The organism is Sphaerisporangium sp. NPDC049003 (assembly GCF_043197795.1).
GTDB lineage: Bacteria > Actinomycetota > Actinomycetes > Streptosporangiales > Streptosporangiaceae > Sphaerisporangium.
Genome location: NZ_JBICTU010000011.1, coordinates 40643 through 62805, shown reverse-complemented (window position 1 = coordinate 62805; position 22163 = coordinate 40643). Strand labels below are relative to the sequence as shown.

The window sequence follows — 22163 nt, the reverse complement described above, 5'->3', positions numbered from 1 at the left end:
TCATGTTCCCTTCGAGGTTCGGCGGCCTGAGACGACCTTCAGAGGGAGGGGACCTTCGCCTTCTCCCCGGTCCAGGTCCAGTGCCCCTTCGCCTCCCGGACCTTGGACAGGCCCGCCGCCGCCAGCAGCACGCGCAGGAGGAACTTCGGCTTCATCAGCGTCTCGGGCCGGTCCACCTGGCCGGCGACGCGGAAGTAGGCCGCGGTGACCCTGCTGTCGCGGGTGCCCGCCCGGTAGATGAGGTTGGTCATCACCTGCCGCATGCGGACCGCGAAGGTGCGCTCGCCCTCGACGCCGGGGAAGCCGAGGTCGACGGCGTGGGTGACCTCCCACGGCGGGTCGATGACGTCGCGCGCGAGGTCGCGGAAGTACTGGAGCGGCTGCGGGGCCGCGCCACTGTGCAGGTGGCCGCGCATGACGAGGGCCGACATCGCCGCCACCGTCATCCCCCCGGCGTAGATCGGGTTGAAGCAGGTCACGGCGTCGCCGACCACCAGGAGGCCGTCGGGGAAGCGGTCCATGTCCTCGTACCGGCGCCGCAGGGTGGTCGGGAAGCGGAACGCGGTCGGCTCGTCCAGCGGCTCGGCGGCGATGACGGCCTCGTAGATCTCGGGGATGCCGAGCGACTTGACGAAGTCGTAGTAGCCCTGCTGGTCGGTCGGCGGGTGGTCACCGAGGATGCCGTAGACGGTGAGCTCGACGCGGCCGCCGTCCGTCTTGGTGAAGATCGCGCCACGCGGCAGCTTGGGGTGGGCGATGGTGTTGATCGACAGGTCGCCGTCGTAGGGGTCGGTGCGCAGCCGGTAGTGCTGGGTGCCGTAGCCGAGGCCGATCTTCTTACGGTCCTCCACGACCCGCTGGTAGCCGAGGTCCTCCAGCCAGATGGGGGTGCGGGAGCCGCGGCCTGTGGCGTCGACGACGAGGTCGGCGTCGAGGACCTCCTCGACGCCCTCACCGTCGAGGTTCTGCACGCGGACACCAGTGATCTTGCTGCGTTCCGGCGTGGCGACCAGGCCGAGGATGTCGTGCCGCTCCAGGAAGACCACGTTGCCGAGGGCCGCCGTCCTCTGGCGGACGTGCTTCTCCAGCATCGGCCGGCTGGCGGCGACGCAGATCATGCCGGCGGGCTGCTGCCGAAGGTGCTTGCCGAGGGCGTACCAGCGGACGGTGCCGGCCAGGTCGCCCTGGGGCGTGCCGTCCTCGAAGATCTCGGTGGTGATCCCCGGGTACATCTCCTCCATGGCCATCTGGCCGCGGGTCATCAGGCCGTTGATGTGCTTTCCCTGGGGACAGCCGCGTCGCGGCCCCTCCACGTCGATCAGCTCGTCGCGGTCGACGATGACCACTTCGTCGTAGGCATCGGCGAGCACTCTGGCCGCGAACAGTCCGGCAAGGCTTCCACCGAGCACCACCGCGCGGGTATTGGCGTCGTTGCCCATCGTGTCATCTCCTCGAAATTCCGTATTCTTCAGGCATCGTCTTTGCGGTGGTCGTTAACCGGTGCCGGTTCTTTTCCTGATGACCACCAGCGTCGTATGGATTTCACGCCGGCCCTGGTCGGTATCTGATCTGGCGGCGGAGCGTGCCGGCCGGAATATTCACGGGGGTCCGCATGGACTTCACATCTCGCCGTGGTCGCGAGGCATTCGGGACGATCCGCAGGTCGGGCGGGGTGATGACGGCCCACGTCGTACCCGTCCGGCCCGTGACGGTTCACCGGCGACGACGCCGTCCACGGTTAAGAGACACGGGGTGCTCCTTCCTTCACCTGTTCAGCGAGAAACAGTCGATCCGCCGATCAGCACCGCTACATCGTCACGTCCTGTCGCGCCGTGCCGCATCTTTCGGAATGCTGTGCTGGACGCCTTCACGGGCGCGGGAAGAGATATCGTGCGGGCCTGAAACAAGAGCGCAATTCAGGAGATGTGACGTCGCGGGCGTGAATGTGACGCTGACCGCATGACCGAGTTTGAGGGTAAGAACGTACTGATCACCGGTGGCGGCAGCGGCATGGGCCTGGCCACCGCACGACGACTCCTCGCCGAAGGCGCGAACGTCATCCTCGCCGGACGGGACAAGGACCGCCTCGACGCGGCCGCCAAGGACCTCGACGCCGGGGACCGCGTGCTGACCGTGGCCGCCGACGTCTCCGTCACCGAGGACCTCGACCGGCTCGTGGGCGAGATCGAGCAGCGCTTCGGGCGCCTGCACGGTGTCTTCGCCAACGCGGGCATCGCCCTGTTCGGGCTGAGCGCGCAGGCCACCGAGGCCGACTTCGACCACATCACCGGCATCAACTTCAAGGGTGTGTACTTCACCATCCAGAAGGCACTGCCGCTGCTGGAGGAGGGCGCCTCCATCGTGATCAACGGGTCCTGGCTCGCCCACCGCGGCCTGGCCTTCACCTCGATCTACGCCGCCACCAAGGCCGCCGTGATCAACCTGACCCGCACCCTCGCGCCGGACCTCGGCACCCGGGGCATCCGGGTCAACGCCGTCAGCCCCGGCTACATCGTCACCGACATGTTCACCGCCATCTCCAGCACGGACGAGGCGCAGGAGCAGTGCCGCAGCCAGGTCGCGCTGGGCCGGCTGGGCAGCGCCGACGACGTGGCCGACGCCGCGGTCTTCCTGCTCTCCTCCCGCTCGTCCTACATCACCGGCCAGGAGATCGCCGTCGACGGCGGCCTGACCACCTCCGTCGCCCTCTGACCCGCTTCGGGAAACGCTTCGGAAAGCGCTTAGGACACCACTTAGGACGCCGCTTCGGACAACGCCTCTGGCGAGCGCCACGTACGGGGAGCCGACCGCTGAGCTAGAAGAGCGGTGGCTCCCCGCTGTGTGTGCGGGCAGGCGCCCGCTCGGCCTCTCCTGAACTCCGCCCGGCCCGCTTCACGCGCGCCGCGGCCCTCACGCCTTCAGCATGGCGTCTTCCTCCCCACCCGAGCCCCGATACATCGGAGGTATCGCGACGGCTCGCATGGCGATTGTGGCTGGTAGCAGGCGATTTTCCCTCCCAGTTACATGATTTCAGGCCCTTATGGGGGATTTTGTTGATCCATCAGCCTGTCTGCTAGGTATTGACGTTGGAAGACATCCAATGTTAACTGCGCCTGACAGTCTGAAAACGGAACTGTGCGGCGTCCCGGCGGGAGGCACCGCCGTTCCGTATCGGGTCTGCGCCATCCAAACCCCCTCGGCACTGCTCCGTGCGGCGACGGCCGCAGTGAAGGCGAGGGCGGCCCGCCGCGGGAGAGGAAGACCATGCTGAAGAGGCTGTTACGTAGCCTGCCGCCGTTGACGCTCGCCGTAGGCCTGCTGGCCGTCGGCGCGGCCCCGCCGACCCTGGCCTCGACCACCGACGCCGCGTTCGACCAGGCCGCCGGGGCGCTCAACGTCGACTACCAGGGGTACCTGTCCAAGCACGACATCGTGTACAACCGGCCCAACACCAATCCCAACTACGGCCTCACCGTCGGCAACGGCCGCACGGGCGCCATGGTGTGGAACCAGAACGGGCTGACGATGCAGGTGTCGGGCGTCGACCTGTCGCAGCAGTCCGCCTTCGCGGCCGGCCTCGTGAACCTGTACTCCAACCCGGGGATGGACACCGGGTACACGAACTACCAGCAGCGGCTGTCGCTGTACGACGGGACCCTGACCACCAAGTACGACTCCAACCGGACCGTCACCATCCTCGGGTCGCCCAACTCCGAGGTCATGGGCATCCACGTGGACGACACCCGCGGCGGAGTGTCGAGCGTGGCCATGGACCTGAGCATGTGGGATCCCGCGACCGTCACCAACAGCGGCGACGTGCCCGACCTGAACACGTGGAAGACGATCTCCACCTACGCCGACTCGGCGAGCGCCGGGCTCAGCCGAGGGCAGACCGACGCCAACGGGTTCGGCTACACCCTGGCCGCCACCGTGGAGGGCGCCGGCTTCACCACCCAGGTCGTCGACGGCAGGAAGGTGCGGCTGAACATCACGCCCACCTCCAGCTACACGATCTGGATCACCGCCTCCAGCCGGATCAACGCGCCCAACCGCGACTCGGTGACCCAGGCCCGCAACCAGCTCTCCTCGGTCAAGAGCACCGGGTACGCCACCACGTACACCAACTACCGCAACTGGTGGCACTCGTTCTGGAACAAGTCGTTCGTCCAGTACTCCAACGGCTCCCGTGACGCGGACTACATGGAGAACGTCTACTACCTGAGCACCTACATGATCGCGGCAGGGGGCTACGGCAACTACCCGCTGCACTTCATCAACGGGGTGTTCCGCGCCACCCAGGACGCCACCAAGTGGAGCAACGCCTACTGGTACTGGAACCAGCGGGACGTCTACAACTCCTTCCTGGCGTCCAACCACACCGACCTCATGGACGGCTTCAACAAGCTCTACAGCCGCAACTACAACGCGCTGAAGTCGTACACGCAGACCAGGTACGGCGTGGACGGGCTGTGGGTGCCGGAGACGATGGGCTGGGACGGCAACGCGCGCGGCACGGTCGGCAGCGACTACACCAAGAACATCCTGTCGACCGGCTACGAGGCCGCGTACAACATGTACCTGCGCTACCGGTACACCAACGACGCCACCTACCTGCGCGACGTCGCCTACCCGTACATGCGTGAGACGGCGAAGTTCTACTCGGCCATGCTGTCGCTCGACACCGCCACCAACACGTACTACATGGCCAACTCCAACTCCCACGAGACGTACTGGAACGTCCGCAACGCGATCACCGACCTCGCCGCCGTGCGGAGCATCTTCCCGCTGACCATCCAGGTCAGCCAGCAGCTCGGCGTCGACACCGGCCTGCGCGCCGGATGGCAGAACGTGCTCGACCACCTCGTGCCGTACCAGGTCGCGGGCGGCGCCTACCAGCCGCACCAGCCGCCGATCTCGCAGACCAGGAACAACGAGAACGTCTCGGCCGAGCTGATCTGGCCCTACAACATCACCGGCATCGGGTACCCCGACTACCAGACCGCGGTCAACACCTGGAACCAGCGGCCCTTCCCCTACGGCAACGTGTGGTCCAACGACGCGGTCCAGGCGGCCCGCCTCGGCCTCGGCGACCAGGCGTACCAGGGCATGAAGACGATGCTGCAGAAGTACCAGAACTACCCCAACGGCATGACCAACAACACCAACGGCGTCTTCGAGTACCTCGGCGTACACCTGTCGGCGCTCAACGAGTCGCTCATGCAGAGCTACAACGACAAGATCCGGGTGTTCCCCGCCGTACCGGCCGACTCCTCCTTCGTCGGGAAGTTCACCCTCCTGGCCAAGGACGGCTTCCTCGTCAGCTCCGAGCGCGAGGCGGGCGAGGTCAAGTACGTCGGGCTCAAGAGCCTGTACGGCAAGCAGGCCACGGTGGTCAATCCCTGGGGCACCCAGCAGGTGCGCGTGCGCCGGGCCTCGGACAACGCCATCCTGGCCACCTCCTCCAGCGCCGAGGTCTCCTTCGCCACCGCGGCGAACACGGTCTACGTCGTGGAGCGCACGGCCAAGCCGCTCAGCTCGTACTCCTCGGCCCGGCTCACCGGCACCGCCAACCAGAGCGCCAAGACGCTCAGCGGCACCGCCTCGGCCCTCGGCATCGGGGCGACGGGGAACGCGCTGGTGAACGACACCGAGCTCACCTACGACGCCAACTGGTACCACACGACCGCCAGGGGCTACGGCGACTACAACGACGACACCCACCACACCAACACGGTGGGGGCGACGGCCCAGTACACCTTCACCGGTACCGGCATCGAGTACCTCTCGGAGCGCAACGGTGACATGGGCAACGTGGACGTCTACCTCGACAACGTCCTGCAGACCAACGTGAACCTGTACGTCTCAGGAGCCAGGCAGGCCCAGCAGGTCGTCTTCAGCAAGACCGGCCTGTCAAGTGGGCAGCACACGATCAAGATCGTGAACAAGGCCACCGCGGTCGGCATGGTCGACGCCCTGCGGGTCCTCACCGGGACGTCCGGGACCCCGACGATCAGCCTGCGGTCCAGGGCGAACAACCTGTACGTCACCGCTCCCAGCGGCTCGCCGCTGATCGCGAACAAGTCCACCGCCGGGACCGCGGAGCAGTTCGAGCGCGTCGACCTCGGCAACGGCACCATCGCCCTCAAGGCGAAGAGCAACGGCCAGTTCGTCAGCGCGGAGAACGCCGGCGCGGAGCCGCTCATCGCCAACCGGCCCTCCGCCGGATCCTGGGAGACCTTCCAACTGGTCGGCAACCCCGACGGGACGGTCAGCCTCAAGGCCCAGGTCAACGGCAAGTACGTCTGCGCGGACGGCGCCGGAGCCCAGCCGCTCATCGCCAACCGCACCGCCATCGGCCCCTGGGAGTCGTTCGACCTGATCAGGAGCTGACAACGACCACGCTCCGGGGCGTACGCCGAGCGCCCCGGAGCGTGTCCTACCAGCGATGGGTGGCCGCCGTCCACGGCGACCGGCCCGCGGGATCAGTCCCGTACGGCCGTGATGAAGGCGAAGCTGCCGGGACCGGAGACGTCCCGCACGGTCATCCCGGCGGCGGACAGCCACCGCTTGAGCTCGTCCAGCTCGAAGAGCAGCATCCCCTCGACCCGGCTCGGGAAGTAGTGGGAGGCCTGGAAGTACCGGGCGATCGGGTCGGAGTCGAACAGGAACGTCATCAGCGTGAAGGTGCCGCCAGGCCGCAGGACCCGGCCCACCTCGGCGATGGCCCTGGCAGCGTCGTCGGGGAAGGCGTGCAGGGCGTTCCAGCAGTTCACCGCACCCATGGTGGAGTCACCGAACGGGATGTCGAGCGCGCTGGCGCGGACCGCGGGCACCTCGGGCAGCTTGCCGCGCAGCACCGTCAGCATCGGAAGGCCCATGTCGAGGGCGATCAGCCGGTCCTGGCCGACCGTCTCGGCCACCACGGTCGTCCACCGGCCGGCGCCCGCCGCGACGTCGAGCACCGGGCCGTCCACCGGACGGATGTGCTGTGCGACGTAGGCGTCCTCGTCGGCGAGGGTGACCGCGCCGCCCCAGTTCCCGCCGGCGATCCGCAGGAACGCCGGCCGGAGCACGGACTCGTAGTAGATGCCCATGGTCGGCATCTCCGCCAGCTTCGACAGCAGGTTCGCGGTCGCGTCGTCCTCGACGTCCGCCGCCGACTCGCTCACACCCTCCGACAGGTCGAGGATGCCGCGCGCGAGCGGGTACCGGGTCGCGCAGGCGTCGCACCGGACGACGTCGGGCGTGAAGTCGAGCGGGCCGCCGCAGGAGGGGCAGTGGAAGGCGTCCGCGTGGCGGGCGAAGAGCTCGGTCCCGGAATCCGCGGGAACCTCGGGCACGGTGGCGTCACCGGGCGAGACCGCTCCGCCGGCCACCACGGGGGCTCCGTACCGCACCGCGAAGTACGCCTTCGCGCCCGTGTAGCCGAGCAGGGTCCGGGTGTCGTTCTCCCAGTTCGTCGTGACCTGCGCCGGGGTGAGGGTCCGGACCCACTCCTGGTTGAACGCGCGCTCGTCATCGGTCAGCTGCCACACCGAAGGCGAGGGCCACAGGGCGCCGAGGTCGGGGGCGTCGAGGTCCAGCGTGCGCAGGGCGCGGTCGAGCCTGCTCTGGTCGCCCGGGTCCAGGTCGAGGTGCTCGACGGCGGCCAGGATGCGGTCGCGGTCGCCGGGGAAGTGCGACAGGAGGTAGAGCAGGGCGAGCGTCAGCGGACGTCCCTTCACCGCGCCGCCCACCAGGTCGAGGTACCGGTCGAGGCCCTGCCGGACCGCCGTGGCGACCTCACCGTCGACGGCGGGGTACTCCGCCTCGGCGAGAAGGGCGAGCAGGATGATCACGTAGCCCTTGCGGTCGTCGCCGGCCTCGTCCAGGTACGCCACGAGAGCGGGCGTCGCCGCCAGCGCCTGTTCCGTCAGCTCGCCGTCGTTCCACAGCGCGCCGACCAGTCGCTGATACTCCGTGTGGAGGTCGTCGGGGCCGGCGTTGGTGAAATCTTCCAGCAGATCGGCGACGGTCAGCTGCGTGGTGGAAACACTCATGTGCGCGTCCTTTCACGAAAGGTAAGACGGGGCTTTGAGTCCGCACTCGATAAGCGGTGTGCGACTACCGCGCCCAAGGTGCAATGCCAGCCGGCCGCTTCCGGGCCCAGCTCACTCCGCGCTCGTCCGGCGAGATATCCGTTTTACAAAATCCTCGCACCGGCGTCCGTCCGCGTCTTCTCCGAGCTTGCTTACCGGCATTTCGCCTGGCCTCGTCAGGACTCCTCACCAGGAGCACAGCAACCATAAAGATGCGGCCGGGCCTGGTGGCGAAACACCATAAGGATCATCGTGGGCGTTCCTCGGTTTCGGTACGGCGTATGAGGCCACTCGATTGGAGTGTCGGATTAATGACCAGGGATTTGATCGACCCAGCCGACATCGGCACGCACTACGACGAGCGCTCTCCCATCGGGGACGAGTTCCGCAACGGCCAGCTGCACATGTGGTACTGGTACGACAACGACGACGACACCCCGCTCAAGGACGCCGTCCACCGGATCAGCCGCAAGGTGACCGACACCCTCGGCCTGCGCCCCGGAGAGCGCGTGCTGGACGCCGGATGCGGGCCGGGCGAGACGGCCGTCTACCTGGCGAAGAACTTCGGCGTACACGTCACCGGCATCACGGTGAGCGCCTTCGAGATCGACAAGGCCAAGGAGCGGGCCGCCGCCACCGGCGTCGGCGACCGCGCGCACTTCGAGTACGGCGACTACATGGACCTGTCCTACCCGGACGGCTCCTTCGACGCCGTCCTGGCGCTCGAATCGCTCCAGAACGCCCAGGACCTCGGCCGGGTGCTCGGGGAGCTCTACCGCGTGCTCCGTCCGGGCGGGAGGATCTCGTTCTCGGACTTCAGCCTGGAGTCGGCGGCCGAGCCCGCGCGAGTGGCGAAGTTCATGGAGACACTCAAGCTGCGCGAGCTGCCCACGCTGGCGGAGTGGATCGAGCACGCGCGCGGTGCGGGGTTCGAGGTCGAGGAGTACACCCAGTGCGGCCCGAGGGTGTTCGGCAAGAAGTCGAAGTACATCAAGTCCGCGATGGACCAGAGAGACTCGATCGCCTCGAAGTTCGGCGAGGAGGCCCTGGCGGAGTTCTCACGCAGGCACCTGGGCTTCTTCGCCCCGAGGAAGGACCAGATCGGCTACGTGATCCTGTCCGCCCGCAAGCCGCTCCGCTGAACCCGTCCCCCTAGCGCTCGCGCGCGGGAACTCCCGTACCCCTACGCCCGGCACGCGGGGGTGACGGTGGCCCACGGTGGATGCATGATGGTGATGCGCGTCACGTTCCACGCCTCCCGAGCTTCCGCCACAAGCGACGACGCCGGCCTTCGACTGCCGGCACCTCCCGAGGCGCATTCGCACAGGGACCGGCGGGTCCGCACCGTTCACAGCCGGGGAGCCATGGATCCGCCGGTCGTCGACGCCCGCGGTCCGACCCCCATCGAGCCGAACCAGCGGAGCTGACATGACCACAGAGCCTGCTTTACACGAGCCTGAGCGCACCTCGGAGTTCTACGACGTCTCCAACCTGATCCTCATCGAGTTGTGGAGCGAGAACTTCCACCACGGATACTGGCTCTCGGACGACGACGAGAGCTCCAACCAGATCGCCACCGACCGCCTGACCGACCTGCTCATCGAGAAGTCGGATCTCGGGCGGGGCGGGCGGCTGCTTGACGTGGGCTGCGGAATCGGCACCTCGGTCTTCCGGCTGGCGGAGTCGTCGCCGGCGGAGATCGTCGGCATCTCCAACAACCAGGCGCAGATCGACGAGGCGAACCGCCGTGCGCGGGCCAAGGACCTGGACCACCGGGTGAGCTTCGAGAACGCCGACGTGCTGGCGCTGCCCTACGCCGACGAGTCCTTCGACGTCGTGTGGGTCTTCGAGGCCCTGATGCACATGGAGCGCCTCCCGACCCTGCGCGAGATCCGCCGCGTGCTGCGCCCGGGTGGCCGTGTCATCGTCACCGACCTCCTCCAGCACGGTCCCATGAGCGAGGACGACGTGCGGACCGTGGAAGATCACATGCGGGAGATGCATGCCAGCCCGCTGCTGGACGAGGAGACCTACCGCGCCCTGGTCGCCGAGTCCGGCCTGGAGGTGGACGAGCTGACCGACATCAGCGAGAACACCAAGAAGACGGCCTGGCGGGTGTACGACGCGGTGAACGAGCGTCACGACGAGATGATCGAGCGGTACGGCCCGGAGGTCGCCGGCGTGCTGGAGGTCTTCCGCAACCCGGTCGGCCTGCTCCCGCAGATGGGCTACCTCGTAGCCGTCGCGCGCAGACCCGCCTGACCCGAATGCTCTGCCGGCCGTGCCCAGCTTCGTCGGTGGGCACGGTCGGCAGGGGATGGGGGCCTTCAGTGCTCGTCGGCGATGCCGAAGTGCGCCTTGGCGAGTTCACGCTTGGCGATGGTGGACAGGAAGACCGCGAACCCGGCGTGGCTGTGGAACATGGACATGTCACGCCAGACGCGCTCGATGCGCTCCCCCTGGCGGACGGCGCTGGAGCCGGCGGTGGGGAACAGGAAGTTCTCGACCGCGTGCCAGCAGAGCTTCACCACCTCGTGGCAGATGGCGGCGATCCGCAGCTCCTGCTCCTTGGTGACCGACGCCGCGCCCTTGGCCGTGGCCTCGTCCCACTGCTGGACGGCGTTGAAGACGGCCGCCTGGCCGGTGGCGATCATCCCGGCGGCCTCGCCGTACCAGAACTGGTAGTCGGGGGCCTCGGCACGGGTCATGGTCGGGGGGAACGCGGTGGTCCGCGTGCGCATCAGCTCCTCGTACGCGTCGAGCGCGCCGAGCGCCATGCCGACCGCGAGGATGGCGTCCTCGATGACCATGAAGCTGAGCTGGCCGCCGCCGTACAGGGGGTTGCCGTGCAGGTCGCGCCCGGGGGTGCCGTCGGTGACGGTGACCTGGCTGACGTGCGTGGGAAGGGTGTAGCGGGCCGGGACCAGCCCGTTCTCCATGACGATGCTGTGCGAGCCGCTGCCCTTGAGTCCGAGCTGCCCGCCCCAGTCGCTCAGGCGCCGCCACTGGCTGCGCGGGGCCACGAACAGCATCGGCGCCGGCGGCTCCCCCTCGGCGGGGGACACCAGCGTGTGGCCGATGAAGTGGGTGGCGTACGGCGAGCCCGAGCAGTAGTTCCAGGTGCCGTTGAGCAGCCAGTCGCCGTCGGGCGTGCGCTCGACGGTGCCGCTCGGCATCACCGTGGCGGGGCAGATGAAGTCGCCGCCCTCGAAGAGCTCGGCTTGGGCCCCCTCGCCGAACAACGAGGCGGCCATCAGGGCGTGGGCGTGTCCGAGGCAGTACATCCAGCCGGTGGAGGGGCACCCCCGGGTGAGGGCCATCGTCACCCGCATGAAGGTGTCGACGCCGAACTCGTAGCCGCCGTAACGCCGCGGGGTGAGGATCCGGTAGAAACCGGCCTTGAGGAACTGCTCGTGGGTGTCCGGCGCGTAGAACGTCCGTTCCTCGGTCTCCGCCTGGCGGGCGACCAGCGTCGGTGCGATGGCCTCGGCCCGCGCGATGATCTCCGCAGGCGTGAGTCCGGGCTCGGGCGGGAAGACGACTCCGTACTCGGAGACATTCGTGGCTACTGCCATCGCTGCGCAGGTCCTTATCTCGAATGGGCGGTCATCCGGTCGCACGGCCTTCTTTCGCATCCGGCCATACGACCAAGCCTCACCCGCGCCGGCCGGGCGGGGCATCTCCCGGAGTGCGCTGTGCCGTTTCCCGTGCACGGCCTGGGAAAGAGCGCATTTTGGGAAATGCGCGGGGCCCACCGGGATGCAAAGGTCAAGACCTGCCGATCGATGCCGGGCGGCTCCCTGACCACGCGACGACATCAGGGACCGCCCCTCGATCGGCCTGAGCCGGCCAGAACATGAGAAGGTGCGTCGAATTGGTCGAGTTGTCGAAACCTGTCGGGCCCAGTCCCGTAGTCCTGCCGTCCCGGCTTCCGTCACTGACCGGAATGCGGTTCATCTCCGCGGCGATGGTGTTCCTGACCCACGCCCTGGGCGCCAACCTGTTCGCCTCCGCCGAGTTCACCAGCACGTACGGGATGCTGGTCATCCAGGGCGGCTGGGCGGCGGTCTGCTACTTCTTCATCCTCAGCGGTTTCGTCCTCACCTACGCGCAGCGCTCGACCGACACGGCCAAGACGTTCCTGCGGCGCCGCTTCCTCAAGATCTACCCGAACTACGCCATCACCCTCATCGCCGCCCTGATCCTGGTCGCCGTGGTGGCCAAGACGGCCATCGACGGCAAGGTGGCGCTGCTGCACTTCCTGCTGCTCCAGTCGTACTTCCCCACGATGGACATCAGGATCGCCTTCAACTCCCCGGCCTGGTCGCTGTCGTGTGAGGCGCTGTTCTACCTGTGCTTCCCGCTGCTGGCCCGCTACATCGGCCGGATCCGTCCCGAGCGGCTCTGGGCGTGGGCGGGCATCGTCGTGGCGGCGATCTTCGCGGTCCCGCTGCTGTCCATGCTGCTGCCCAGCCAGCCGCCCATCCCCGGCTTCGGCATGACCGAGTCGGAGATGTGGTTCGTCATGCAGTTCCCGCCGACCCGCATGCTGGAGTTCGTCTTCGGCATGGTCCTGGCCCGGATCGTGATGACCGGCAGGAAGCTCCCGATGGGCCTCGGCGGCTCGCTGGCGCTCGGCATCGCGCTGTACGCGCTGTCGCCGTTCTTCCCGCTGAGCTACAACGTCGTCGCCACCTCGATCATCCCGCTCGGCCTGATCATCGCCGCCGGGGCCGTCGCGGACGCCAAGGGCGAGACGAACTGGATCGGCAGCCGCCCCATGGTGAAGCTCGGCGAGTGGTCGTACGCCTTCTACATGTGGCACTACCTGATCCTGATCTACGCCCGCCAGTGGTTCGGCTCGCCCAAGGGCTGGAGCACCCCGGTCGGGTTCCTCATGCTCGGCGTGCTGTTCGCGATCACGCTGGCCCTGGCGTGGATGCTGTTCACCATGGTCGAAGACCCGATCATGAAGCGCTTCGCCTCCTCAAAGCGCCGCCCCCGCCCCGGCGCCCTCCCCCCACCCCCCATCGAGGGCCCCCCCGCCGGCACCCAAGCCGCCACCGCCGAGCCGGCCTCTCCTGTCACCTCCACGGCGCCGACCCCCGCGCCCTAGCCACCTCCCGTCACGCGCGGCCCAGGCCACGACGGCGCGCTTCAACCGGCGCCGGCGCGGCGGCGTGCCAGAGAGAACGACGATGCCCGATCGCTGAAGCGATCGGGCATCTCTCTGAGGGGGCAGTCGACGGTGATCGAGCTAGGCGCTCCAGATCAGGGGGACTTCTCGCGGGCGAGGATGGGCTGACGTCGCGCGCGGTTCGCTACGCGATCGTGTTGTCTGGAGAGTCCAGCCAGACGTGTTGGCCTTCGGGGGCGACCGTCATCCCGAACCGGGCTTTGGATGGCGTGCCCCAGGAGACCCACCGCAGATAGGCGGCCTCCACCTCGTCCCACAGATCGCGCGGTCCCCGCTGCAGGACCGCCACGGCCTTGTAGTCGGGCGCGTAGTGCACTTGGGCGTCGGACTCCCCCGACCACAGTGACAGGTGGAATTCGCCGCCCTCCTGGTACGCATGTGCGCCGTACACATCCGGCAGCAGTCCGGCCACGGCGATATCGGCCCCGGTCGAGGTACGCACCACCCGACGCGGATCGAGGTAGGTCGAGGACTTCCGGTAGCTTCCCTCAAGCCGCGGGAGATCCCATCGCTGTGACCGCAGCAGCATGAACCCGACGCCGTCGTAGAACCTCCCTACGGCCGTGCCGTCTCCGGCCGCGGTGAGCACGGTCAGGTAGCCGCCCTCCCACCGAGGCGTCCACGGGATCACGATCACCCCGCCGGGACGGGTCTGTTCCACCCAGGCGTACGGCACCTCACACACGCCACAGGTGACGTGTATCCGGTCGTATGGCGCACCCTCGGCCCATCCCACAGCGCCGTCCCCTTGAACCAGCCGAGGCGCGTGTCCCGCCCTTCTCAGGTTCTCGGCCGCCGTGGTGATCACAGCCCGATCGATTTCGATGCTGGTCACATTCCCGTCTCCTAGACGATGCGCCAGTAATCCCGCCGTCCAGCCCGTGCCCGTGCCGATCTCCAGGACTTCATCGCCGTCGAAGGGATCGAGCAATCCCAAGGCCGCCGCCACGACGACCGGCGAGGACGACGAAGAGGTGTAGTCGCCTTTCCCTTCCGCTATCTCGGTCGCGCCGTCGTCGAGCTGCGTGATGATCGCCGCATCGGAATACACGGCGTCCATCCACGCCTCGGGATCGGCTCCCCGGTCGATGAGATGGCCGGGGCCGTCGACAGCATCGCACCATGCTCTGTCGGGGACGAACATGTGACGCGGCACAGCGTGAAACACGCCCCGCCAGCTCTCATCCAGGTCTGTCAGTCGATCAATCAGGGCAGTGACGCGTTGATCAACGCTCACTTCTTCGTCGGCTTCTCGTGCTGGCCGGGCTGGTCGGGACGGGATCCGTCCGAGTTCGGTTTCGGCTTCTCCACCGGCTTGTCTGATGGCTTATCGCCGTCATGCTTGCCCATTGGTTGATCGCCTTCCGCCTGCGCTCTTCTCTTCGGGTTAACTCGCAGGCTGATCGTAATTCGGCCAGCCGAATACGACAAGGGCATGCGAAATTTGTTCCATATTCATCCATACGAATTCGGGCACAGACTCCCGACAACCATCAGAATTGAATAGAAGCCTTGTACACACAGGAGCCGCACACTAGCGGCAACCCGCCGCTCCCATAGCCCCACTCCCGATGGAAGTGTTCCCGTGAGGATGACGACGCCCGACCGCCGAAGTGATCGGGCAGCACCGCTCGCCACCTGGCGGGCCAGTCGATGGTGATCGAGTCAGGCGAGCTCTCCGGTCCTCGTGCCCTGGAGGAACGCGCGCCATTGGTTGGGGGTGAACCCCGATGATGCCCGCCCACGCTCAGAGCCGCTCGGGACGGATCCGGCCGATGTAGCGGGGTCCGGCTTCGGCATGACCGAGTCGGAGATGTGGTTCGTCATGCAGTTCCCGCCGACCGCATGCTGACTCAGATATCAGAGCCATGAAAGCATCTGTCCCTTCAAGGCTGGGCAAGACGCGAAGGGCACCAGCTTTGCGGAGGTCTTCTGCGGAGCTGCGGCCCGACGCCACCGCAATAGCCGGCACACCCATCTCCAGCGCGGCCTCGACATCGGCTGGGCTGTCGCCGATCAGCACAGCATCTGTCGCAGAGACCGGTTCATCGAACGCCGATGTCGCGCGTGTCAACGCAATCCGAACCAGCCCGGCGCGCTGGTCGTTATCCTCGCCAAACGCGCCGATATCCCAACGAATATGGCGGTCCAGGTCGAATGTCTTGAGCCTGATCTCAGCGACGCGACGGACATTGCCAGTCAGAACCGTTTGGACAACACCGGGCACTGCGGCGAGGGCATTGAGAGCATCGCCCGCTCCTGGAAGCGCTTGTCCGCGTTGCCGCAGCTCATCCTCCCGTTCGATGTGCGCCTCAGCAAGCGCATCAGCGAACCGCTCGAAGTCGTGTCGGTTGGTCGTCAGACCGTGCAATCTCGCTGTCTCTCGGAAGATCACCGCCTCGGTGATACCGTCGATTTTCGCCTGCTGCCGCATCGGCAGTCCGGTGACTTTCTCGAATGCCTGGGCAGACAAATCACGACCTACTCCCCGCGTATCGACGAGTGTGTGGTCGATGTCCCAAAGCACAATCCGGTGGGCCGACATGTTCCCCTCCACTCGTCAGCAGACGTGCTACAGACTGTCACACACAAGCCGCGACTAGGCCATGCTGTGGTCGGCCTGGTCCGAGCTCAACGCATCGACCAGGAGAGGTGCGCGCCGCTCGCATGGCTCCACTCCCAATGGAGGTGTTCCGTGGAGATGACGATGCCCGACCGCCGAAGCGATCGGGCATCTCTGTTCGCCACCTGGCGGCCAGTCGAAGGTGATCGAGTCAGGCGAGCTCTCCGGTCCTCGTGCCCTGGAGGAACGCGCGCCATTGCGTGGGGGTGAAGACGAGGGAGGGGTCGCTGGGGTTCTTGCTGTCACGGACCGCGACGATGCCGGGCAGGTTGGAGGCCACCTCTACGCACGTTCCGCCGTCCCCGCTAGACCAGGAGGACTTACGCCATTCCGCCTTACTCAGGTCCATTGCGCCATCACTTCCTTGATGATGCCGAGCGATAGATTCTGTGGGAAGGCCGCAGCCCGTAGAGCGTCATAGCGCCCTACCAGGGCCGTTATGGTCTCACGGTCTCCCACGGTGAGGCCGCGCGGTGCGCTCTCGACATACACGCTATACGGTGCCCCACGTAGCTCGGCAATAGTGAAAGACGCCTGGAGGCCGACCGCGGACCACGCGGCGTAGGGGACGATTTGGATCGTCACTCGTGGATGGCCGGCCACCTCCAGGAGTCGCCCTAGCTGCTCCCGCATCATGTCCGCTTCGCCCATAGGCCGATGAAGGACGCCTTCGTCTATGAGGCTCCAGATAATGGGCGCCTTCTCGCGTGTCAGGACGGCCTGACGCTGGATGCGGTTGGCCACGCGCTGTTCTACCAACTCGGGCGTGATCCCCGGCTCGTCCTCGAAGATGCGCGTGGCATATGCCTTGGTCTGGAACAGTCCGGGAACCAGGAGGGGATCCCAGATTTGCAGCGCGGAGGCTTGCGTCTCCAGCGCCAGGAAATCACGGAAATGCTCGGGAGCCGACTCCCATCTTGTCTCCTTCCAGAGCTCGCGGAAGACGCCGTCCAGTTTGAACGCTTTGTCGCAGGCGTCGGCGAACCTTCGGTCGGGCCGGCGACGGAGCGTCTCCAGCATGCCTACCGTGCTGACCGACACGGTGAGCATGCGTGCCAGTTTCAGCTGGGTCCAGCCGGATTGAAGCCGCCGCTCGCGTAGCTCATAGGCGAAGCGGGCCTGAGGGGATTCGTCCGGGTTGATCTGGATCGGGTTAGGCATGTCCTTCTTCTCCTATGGTCTCACACCGTCTCACTAATCTGGCCAAGATCTCACCCGCATTGTGGTGAGACCGTGAGGCTATTTCTCTTTTTAAACTACCGCCTCACCTGCACGCTTGGAAGGGCAATTTCCCGACAAGTGAGGGGTATCGCGATGCCGATCACCACCGAACAAGATTCGGCGCCCCGGATATCGCGAATAGGCGAGGATTCAGGAGGATTTCCAATGAAAGCGCACAATCGGCAGGAAGAGCAGTTCATTCATCTTGTCCGATTGGCGTGGGATCTGCATAAGCGGGGCCTGAGCGCCGCGGTCGATCTGCAGAGAGGGAAGGAGCCGATCCTGCTGGTCACCCGGCCATCAGGTCCGCTCAGGGTCATGGCCCTGGTGCTGAACGGCACGTGGTTCTTCACCTGGGGCCGGGGTCGCGATCAGCGGGTACGCGCACTCGCGGGCGAGGCGGCCGAGCGGGTGTGGGAGGTGGCGCGGTGAGGACGGCGGGACTGCTCGGCTCCATCGACCTCCCGGGTACGCCGGCCTCGGCCTCGTCGGCACGCGCGTACGTCCGGGAGCTGCTGGGCGCGGCGGGGTGGCGGGAGGTGGACGAGGCGGAGCTACTGGTGAGCGAGTTGTTCGCCAACGCCGCGCGGCATTCGGACTCCGGACGCCGGGAGTCCGGGGTGGTGAGGGTGGTGGTGACCCACACCGGTCACGCGTTGCGGGTCGAGGTGATCGATGAGGGGTCCTCCGATCACACGCCGCGCGTCCAGCAGGCGAACGCCGACGGAGAGGGCGGGCGGGGACTGTGGCTGGTCGACCAGATCGCCTCGTCGTGGGGGGTGCGAGAAGCCCCAGCGGGACGCGCGGTGTGGTTCGAGATCGCGACCGTGAGTTCCGGCGCCGGGCATACCGGCGTAGCTCGCCCAGAGCGTGCGTGAGGACCTGTCCATCCGGCATCCGTGGCCGGAAGGTGGGTGACGGACTTCAGAGGCTCGCGGCGATGCCGTCGAGGAGGCGGTCAAGGCCGTACGCGAACCGCTCCTCCGGGTCGGTGTACGTCCGGCCGCCCTCGACCGTCATCCGCGTGAACAGGGGGTAGTCGCCGCTCTGGATGACCGACTGGATGTAGGGCACCTGCATGGCCATCCACTGGCCGAGATCGAGCCCGGTGCGCCGCAGCGCCTCGGCCTCCGCCAGCTCGGAGGCGACGAACCCGTTGACGTAGGCGGCGACCGTTCCCACCATGGTCAGCATGCCGTCGATGCCGAGGCCGAGCCCGTCGACCATGCCGAGGGCCGTCTCCATCAGCCGGATCTGGTTGGGGCCGGCCGCCTGCCTGGCGGCGGCCAGCGGCGCGAGCCAGGGGTGAGCGCGTATCGCCTGACGGCTGCGCACGGCGAGCCCGCGCAGGTCGGTGATCGCATTCGTGTTCAGCGTTTCGCGGCGAGGATGATCTCGTTGGCGACGGCGTCGCGGTTGGCCTCGTCGAGGAGGTAGAAGTGGCCGCCGGGGAACACCCGCATGCGAGCTCCGGCGTCCGTCCTCGCCTCCCACGGCAGCAGTTCCTCCACCGGCACGAGCTCGTCGCGGTCGCCGCCCAGCACGGTCAGCGGGACCGAGAGCCGTCCGGTGAGGTTCTGCCGCGCCAGCCGGGCCGCCAGGGCGAGGTCGGAGCGCAGCAGGCCGAGCACGTAGTCACGCCAGAACGGATTCTCCAGGATCTCGTCGGGGGTTCCCCCGCCCAGCCTGATGACGGCGAGCAGGGTCTCCTCGTCGTACTCCGCGGCCTGCTGGACCTTGGTCCCGCCCGGCGGGTGCGCGCTCAGGACGAGCCTGGCGCGCAGCCCGGGGTCGGCGAGGGCGACGGCGACCGCGACCGCCACGCCCATGCTGTGGGCGAAGAAGACCGTTGGACGGACCGGCAGCCGCGCCAGCTCCTCCACGATCCCGTTCACCACAGCCCCGGGATCGCCGGGCGTCTCGGCGAAGCCCTCGCTGAAGCGGCGTTCCCTGCCCGGCAGGGTGACGCCGAGAATGTCGTACTCCTGGGGCAGGACGGCCAGCAGCGGTGACAGGGCGTTCGGTCCCGCGCCGCCGTGGGGGAAGAGGACGATGCGGCCCTCGGGCTCTCCCTTGGCCGCCCGCATGTAGGCCGTCCATGCCCCGGACCTCGCGCGTCGCGCGTGTTGTTTTACCGTCATCGATGAACGAAGGGCTTTCTCTTCTAGAAGCCGGCGACGGCGGGGATGACCCGCTTGCCGATGAGCTCCACCTGCCGGACCGGGTCCGGGCCGGCGACGATGCCCATCGCCGTCCGCACCCCGAGCTCGCCGAGCGCGCGCAGCATCTCGATCAGGCCGGCCGGGTCGACGCCGGCGCCCATGTCGAACGGGAAGATGCAGGTCTTCTCGATCGCGTCGTAGTCGCGGCCCTCTGCCTCGCAGTGCCCGCGCAGGACGTCCAGCTTGGCGGGCAGCTCGGGACCGGGGTAGAGGTTGCAGGCGTCGGCGTAGCGCGCCACCAGGCGCAGGGTCTTCTGCTCGCCGCCACCGCCGATCATGATGGGCGGGTGGGGGCGGGTGATGCTCTGCGGCAGGTTCAGCGGCCGTTCGAGCTGGTAGTGCGCCCCGGTGAACGGCCGCTCGTCGCCCTGCTCGCCGTCCCACATGCGATGGCAGATCTGGACGGTCTCCTCAAGCCTCTCGAAGCGCTCGGCGAGGGAGGGGTACGGGATGCCGAGCCCGCGGGCCTCGTCCTCGTACCAGCCGACGCCGAGGCCCAGCATGGCCCGCCCGCCGGACAGGACGTCCAGGGACGTCACCGTCTTGGCGAGCACGCCGGGCTCCCGGAAGTGGACGCCCGCCATCACCGGCGCGAGCAGGCAGCGCCGCGTGTGGGCGGCGAGCAGGGTGAGCGTCGTGAAGCACTCCAGTTGCGGCGCCTCCGGGCCGCCCGCGTGCGGGCCCTGCCAGACGTGGTCGCCGACGCCGATCAGCGAGAAGCCGGTGTCGTCGGCGGTCTGTGCGATCTCTACAAGCGTGTCCGCTATCCGGGTGGTTCCGCCCTCCCAGGCGAAGTCCCCGATTACCAAGCCAACTTTCACGCCGGCCTCCCATCGGCTTTCGATGATCACTGCCTGTCACCCCCGGAGCCGTACGCTCCGGGGTTCGTCACCGCGGCGGGCGAGCCGTCGCGAACCTCGGCGGCCTTCCTCCGGAAGGCCGGGGCGGCCTCTACACCGCCTGGTAGCGCAGCACGCAGACCCCGGAGTCGAACGTCCGGGTCTCCACGAGCTTGAGGTCGACGCGCTCCTTGAGTCCGGCGAACAGCGGCCTGCCCTCGCCGAGCACGACGGGATGCACCCAGATCCGGTACTCGTCGATCAGGCCCTGCCGGATCAGGCTCTGCGCGAACCCGGCGCTGCCGTAGATCAGCATGTTGCCGCCGGGCCGCTCCTTCAGCTTCGCGATCTCCTCGGCGGGGTCCACGGCGATCCTGGAGTTGGCCCAGGCGGTCTTCTTCAGCGTGCGGGAGAAGACGACCTTCTCGACGCCGTTCATCTTGTCGGCGAACGCACCGGTCTGCTCCGGCCAGTACCCGATGAACACCTCGTAGGTCCTGCGTCCGAGCAGCAGGGTGTCGACCCCGGTGATCTGCTCGTCGGCGTACCCCTCCATGCCGCTGTCGAAGACGCCGATGTTCCAGTCCAGCTCCCCGCCGGGACCCTCGACGAAGCCGTCGAGCGTCACGAACTGCGCGAGTATGACTTTCCTCATGGAGCCTCCAGACGGTGGAGCGGCCGTCAGTGCACGTCCGCGGGCACCCGGGCGTCGAGCAGGACGGGCAGGCTGCGGTGGCCGTTCATGATGAAGGTCGGCAGCGGTTCCAGCGCGTCGGCCGGGACGGCGAGGGTCAGCTCGGGGAAGCGCTCGAACAGCGTGGACAGGCCGATCGCGCCGATCAGGCGGGCGATGCCGGCGCCCAGGCAGTAGTGGGGGCCGTAGCCGAAGGACAGGTGCTCCTTGTCGGGGCGGGTGATGTCGAAGCTGCCGGCGTCCTGCCCGTGGAGCGCGGGGTCACGGCCGACCGCGCTGTAGTTGACGAGGATCGGGTCGCCCTTGGGGATCGTGACGCCGTCGAGCTCGATGTCGGCGGCGGCGAACCGCAGCGGCAGGCTGGCCAGCGGGGCCTGGCAGCGCAGCGTCTCCTCCATGACGTTCTCCCAGGAGATCTCGCCGCTGAGGACGAGGTCGCGCTGCTCGGGGTGGGTGAGCAGGCCCGTGGTGGCGTTGTCCAGGAAGTTGATGGTGGTCTCCGAGCCGGCGCCGAGGATCGCGAAGATCGTGTCGGTGAGCTCGTCCTCGCTGAGCCGTGAGCCGTCCTCGTCGCGAGCGGCGATCAGGTCGGTGGTGATGTCCTCACCGGGGTTGGCGCGCTTGCTGGCGATGAACCCGGCCATCGCGTCCCGCCAGCCGGCGAGGATCGATCCGGCCTGCTCGGGGCTGACGGTGGTGTCGACCATCATGTCGATGACCACGGCCGTCTTGGCGAGGGCGGTCTCGTCCATGCCGATCAGGTCGGCCACCAGCCGGGCGGGAAGCGGGAAGCAGAACCGCTCACGCAGGTCCACCACCTGGCCGGGCTCGGTGGCCGCGAGCCCGTCGAGGAGCTGGTTGGTCAGCTCCACGATGCGCGGCCGGATGGCCTCGACCCGGCGCGGGGTGAACGCCTTGCCGATCAGCCTCCGCAGGCGCATGTGGTCCTTGCCGTAGGAGGTGGAGATGTTGTTCATCGCGACCCAGCTGATCAGCTCCCAGTCCGGCGGGATCTGGCCGGTGAGGAACGCCGTCCAGTGGGCGCGGGCGCTCTTGGTGACCCGGGGGTCGGTCAGCAGCTGCCGGATGACGTCGTGACGGCTGACGTACCAGGCGAGGACACCACCCGGGAGCTCGACCTGCGTGGCGGGACCCTGGGGCCGCAGCCTGTCGGCCTCGCCGTGGATGTCCTTGCCGGTGATGTCGAGGGCGGGACAGCGTTGTTCCATGAGTGTCTCCAAGATCTGGCGCTGGCCCGCACGCCAGCGGGAACAGGCGGACGATCGGAC

19 protein-coding genes are annotated in these 22163 nt (G+C 67.7%); 7 read left to right on the top strand and 12 right to left on the bottom strand.

All coding sequences use genetic code 11. The annotated features are described in order from the left end of the window. Positions 1-38: 38 nt before the first annotated feature. A complete protein-coding gene (locus ACGFIV_RS14245; protein ID WP_358548658.1) occupies positions 39-1439 on the bottom strand; it encodes an FAD-dependent monooxygenase in 1401 nt (466 codons plus the stop codon). 520 nt (positions 1440-1959) lie between these two features. Here ACGFIV_RS14245 and ACGFIV_RS14240 point away from each other — a divergent pair. Beyond that, positions 1960-2712: an SDR family oxidoreductase gene (locus ACGFIV_RS14240; RefSeq protein ID WP_358548661.1), complete on the top strand. Its 753-nt coding sequence runs from the start codon at positions 1960-1962 to the stop codon at positions 2710-2712. A 585-nt stretch (positions 2713-3297) separates the two neighbouring features. Then, positions 3298-6390 (top strand): hypothetical protein, encoded by a 3093-nt coding sequence (locus ACGFIV_RS14235; RefSeq protein ID WP_392834879.1) that lies wholly within the window; start codon positions 3298-3300, stop codon positions 6388-6390. A gap of 92 nt (positions 6391-6482) precedes the next feature. Here the strand turns inward: ACGFIV_RS14235 and ACGFIV_RS14230 are convergent, their stop codons facing one another. Further along, positions 6483-8039 carry a methyltransferase domain-containing protein gene (locus tag ACGFIV_RS14230; RefSeq protein ID WP_392834876.1) on the bottom strand — a complete coding sequence of 519 codons (1557 nt, stop codon included), beginning with the start codon at positions 8037-8039 and terminating at the stop codon, positions 6483-6485. A 350-nt stretch (positions 8040-8389) separates the two neighbouring features. On the opposite strand from ACGFIV_RS14230, the gene ACGFIV_RS14225 reads away from it, so the two are divergent. Beyond that, on the top strand, positions 8390-9220 hold the full coding sequence (locus tag ACGFIV_RS14225; RefSeq protein ID WP_358548670.1) for a methyltransferase domain-containing protein: 831 nt from the start codon (positions 8390-8392) through the stop codon (positions 9218-9220). A gap of 286 nt (positions 9221-9506) precedes the next feature. Then, positions 9507-10340 carry a methyltransferase domain-containing protein gene (locus tag ACGFIV_RS14220; RefSeq protein WP_358548673.1) on the top strand — a complete coding sequence of 278 codons (834 nt, stop codon included), beginning with the start codon at positions 9507-9509 and terminating at the stop codon, positions 10338-10340. Positions 10341-10405: 65 nt separating this feature from the next. Here the strand turns inward: ACGFIV_RS14220 and ACGFIV_RS14215 are convergent, their stop codons facing one another. After that, positions 10406-11653: an acyl-CoA dehydrogenase family protein gene (locus tag ACGFIV_RS14215; RefSeq protein WP_358548675.1), complete on the bottom strand. Its 1248-nt coding sequence runs from the start codon at positions 11651-11653 to the stop codon at positions 10406-10408. A gap of 371 nt (positions 11654-12024) precedes the next feature. Between ACGFIV_RS14215 and ACGFIV_RS14210 the strand changes: the two genes are divergently transcribed. After that, a complete protein-coding gene (locus tag ACGFIV_RS14210; protein ID WP_392834870.1) occupies positions 12025-13194 on the top strand; it encodes an acyltransferase family protein in 1170 nt (389 codons plus the stop codon). A 205-nt stretch (positions 13195-13399) separates the two neighbouring features. Here ACGFIV_RS14210 and ACGFIV_RS14205 read toward each other — a convergent pair whose 3' ends face one another. The 4 genes from ACGFIV_RS14205 to ACGFIV_RS14190 all read right to left on the bottom strand — a co-directional run bounded on the left by ACGFIV_RS14205 (position 13400) and on the right by ACGFIV_RS14190 (position 17059). Continuing rightward, positions 13400-14512, bottom strand: coding sequence for a methyltransferase domain-containing protein (locus tag ACGFIV_RS14205; protein WP_392834867.1), 1113 nt, complete (start codon positions 14510-14512; stop codon positions 13400-13402). 510 nt (positions 14513-15022) lie between these two features. Further along, the gene (locus ACGFIV_RS14200) at positions 15023-15820 is read right to left on the bottom strand and encodes an HAD family hydrolase (RefSeq protein WP_392834865.1); all 798 of its coding nucleotides are present in this window, start codon (positions 15818-15820) and stop codon (positions 15023-15025) included. A 229-nt stretch (positions 15821-16049) separates the two neighbouring features. Further along, a complete protein-coding gene (locus ACGFIV_RS14195; RefSeq protein ID WP_392834862.1) occupies positions 16050-16247 on the bottom strand; it encodes a DUF397 domain-containing protein in 198 nt (65 codons plus the stop codon). Then, the gene (locus ACGFIV_RS14190) at positions 16238-17059 is read right to left on the bottom strand and encodes a helix-turn-helix transcriptional regulator (protein ID WP_392834859.1); all 822 of its coding nucleotides are present in this window, start codon (positions 17057-17059) and stop codon (positions 16238-16240) included. The genes ACGFIV_RS14195 and ACGFIV_RS14190 overlap by 10 nt, the downstream gene beginning before the upstream one ends. A gap of 153 nt (positions 17060-17212) precedes the next feature. Between ACGFIV_RS14190 and ACGFIV_RS14185 the strand changes: the two genes are divergently transcribed. Both ACGFIV_RS14185 and ACGFIV_RS14180 read left to right on the top strand, forming a co-directional pair. Continuing rightward, a complete protein-coding gene (locus ACGFIV_RS14185; protein WP_392834857.1) occupies positions 17213-17551 on the top strand; it encodes a hypothetical protein in 339 nt (112 codons plus the stop codon). Beyond that, the gene (locus ACGFIV_RS14180; protein ID WP_392834855.1) at positions 17548-17997 is read left to right on the top strand and encodes an ATP-binding protein; all 450 of its coding nucleotides are present in this window, start codon (positions 17548-17550) and stop codon (positions 17995-17997) included. The genes ACGFIV_RS14185 and ACGFIV_RS14180 overlap by 4 nt, the downstream gene beginning before the upstream one ends. Positions 17998-18043: 46 nt before the next feature. Here ACGFIV_RS14180 and ACGFIV_RS14175 read toward each other — a convergent pair whose 3' ends face one another. From ACGFIV_RS14175 to ACGFIV_RS14155, 5 genes are all read right to left on the bottom strand, one after another. Further along, positions 18044-18469 carry a TetR/AcrR family transcriptional regulator C-terminal domain-containing protein gene (locus ACGFIV_RS14175; protein ID WP_392835094.1) on the bottom strand — a complete coding sequence of 142 codons (426 nt, stop codon included), beginning with the start codon at positions 18467-18469 and terminating at the stop codon, positions 18044-18046. Positions 18470-18489: 20 nt separating this feature from the next. After that, complete coding sequence (locus ACGFIV_RS14170; protein WP_392834852.1) at positions 18490-19206, bottom strand: thioesterase II family protein; 717 nt, start codon at positions 19204-19206, stop codon at positions 18490-18492. 77 nt (positions 19207-19283) lie between these two features. Continuing rightward, positions 19284-20162: an LLM class F420-dependent oxidoreductase gene (locus ACGFIV_RS14165; RefSeq protein WP_358548700.1), complete on the bottom strand. Its 879-nt coding sequence runs from the start codon at positions 20160-20162 to the stop codon at positions 19284-19286. A 130-nt stretch (positions 20163-20292) separates the two neighbouring features. Further along, positions 20293-20835, bottom strand: a complete 543-nt coding sequence (locus ACGFIV_RS14160; protein ID WP_358548703.1) for a dihydrofolate reductase family protein — start codon at positions 20833-20835, stop codon at positions 20293-20295. Positions 20836-20861: 26 nt separating this feature from the next. Next, the gene (locus tag ACGFIV_RS14155; protein WP_392834848.1) at positions 20862-22103 is read right to left on the bottom strand and encodes a cytochrome P450; all 1242 of its coding nucleotides are present in this window, start codon (positions 22101-22103) and stop codon (positions 20862-20864) included. Between the last annotated feature and the right edge of the window lie 60 nt (positions 22104-22163).

Bases quoted from the DNA above. Each gene is read 5' to 3' on its own strand.
- ACGFIV_RS14245 (WP_358548658.1), bottom strand. From the start codon at position 1,439: ATGGGCAACGACGCCAATACCCGCGCGGTGGTGCTCGGTGGAAGCCTT.
- ACGFIV_RS14240 (WP_358548661.1), top strand. From the start codon at position 1,960: ATGACCGAGTTTGAGGGTAAGAACGTACTGATCACCGGTGGCGGCAGC.
- ACGFIV_RS14230 (WP_392834876.1), bottom strand. From the start codon at position 8,039: ATGAGTGTTTCCACCACGCAGCTGACCGTCGCCGATCTGCTGGAAGAT.
- ACGFIV_RS14225 (WP_358548670.1), top strand. From the start codon at position 8,390: ATGACCAGGGATTTGATCGACCCAGCCGACATCGGCACGCACTACGAC.
- ACGFIV_RS14220 (WP_358548673.1), top strand. From the start codon at position 9,507: ATGACCACAGAGCCTGCTTTACACGAGCCTGAGCGCACCTCGGAGTTC.
- ACGFIV_RS14215 (WP_358548675.1), bottom strand. From the start codon at position 11,653: ATGGCAGTAGCCACGAATGTCTCCGAGTACGGAGTCGTCTTCCCGCCC.
- ACGFIV_RS14210 (WP_392834870.1), top strand. From the start codon at position 12,025: ATGCGGTTCATCTCCGCGGCGATGGTGTTCCTGACCCACGCCCTGGGC.
- ACGFIV_RS14200 (WP_392834865.1), bottom strand. From the start codon at position 15,820: ATGTCGGCCCACCGGATTGTGCTTTGGGACATCGACCACACACTCGTC.
- ACGFIV_RS14195 (WP_392834862.1), bottom strand. From the start codon at position 16,247: ATGGACCTGAGTAAGGCGGAATGGCGTAAGTCCTCCTGGTCTAGCGGG.
- ACGFIV_RS14190 (WP_392834859.1), bottom strand. From the start codon at position 17,059: ATGCCTAACCCGATCCAGATCAACCCGGACGAATCCCCTCAGGCCCGC.
- ACGFIV_RS14185 (WP_392834857.1), top strand. From the start codon at position 17,213: ATGCCGATCACCACCGAACAAGATTCGGCGCCCCGGATATCGCGAATA.
- ACGFIV_RS14170 (WP_392834852.1), bottom strand. From the start codon at position 19,206: ATGCGGGCGGCCAAGGGAGAGCCCGAGGGCCGCATCGTCCTCTTCCCC.
- ACGFIV_RS14160 (WP_358548703.1), bottom strand. From the start codon at position 20,835: ATGAGGAAAGTCATACTCGCGCAGTTCGTGACGCTCGACGGCTTCGTC.
- ACGFIV_RS14155 (WP_392834848.1), bottom strand. From the start codon at position 22,103: ATGGAACAACGCTGTCCCGCCCTCGACATCACCGGCAAGGACATCCAC.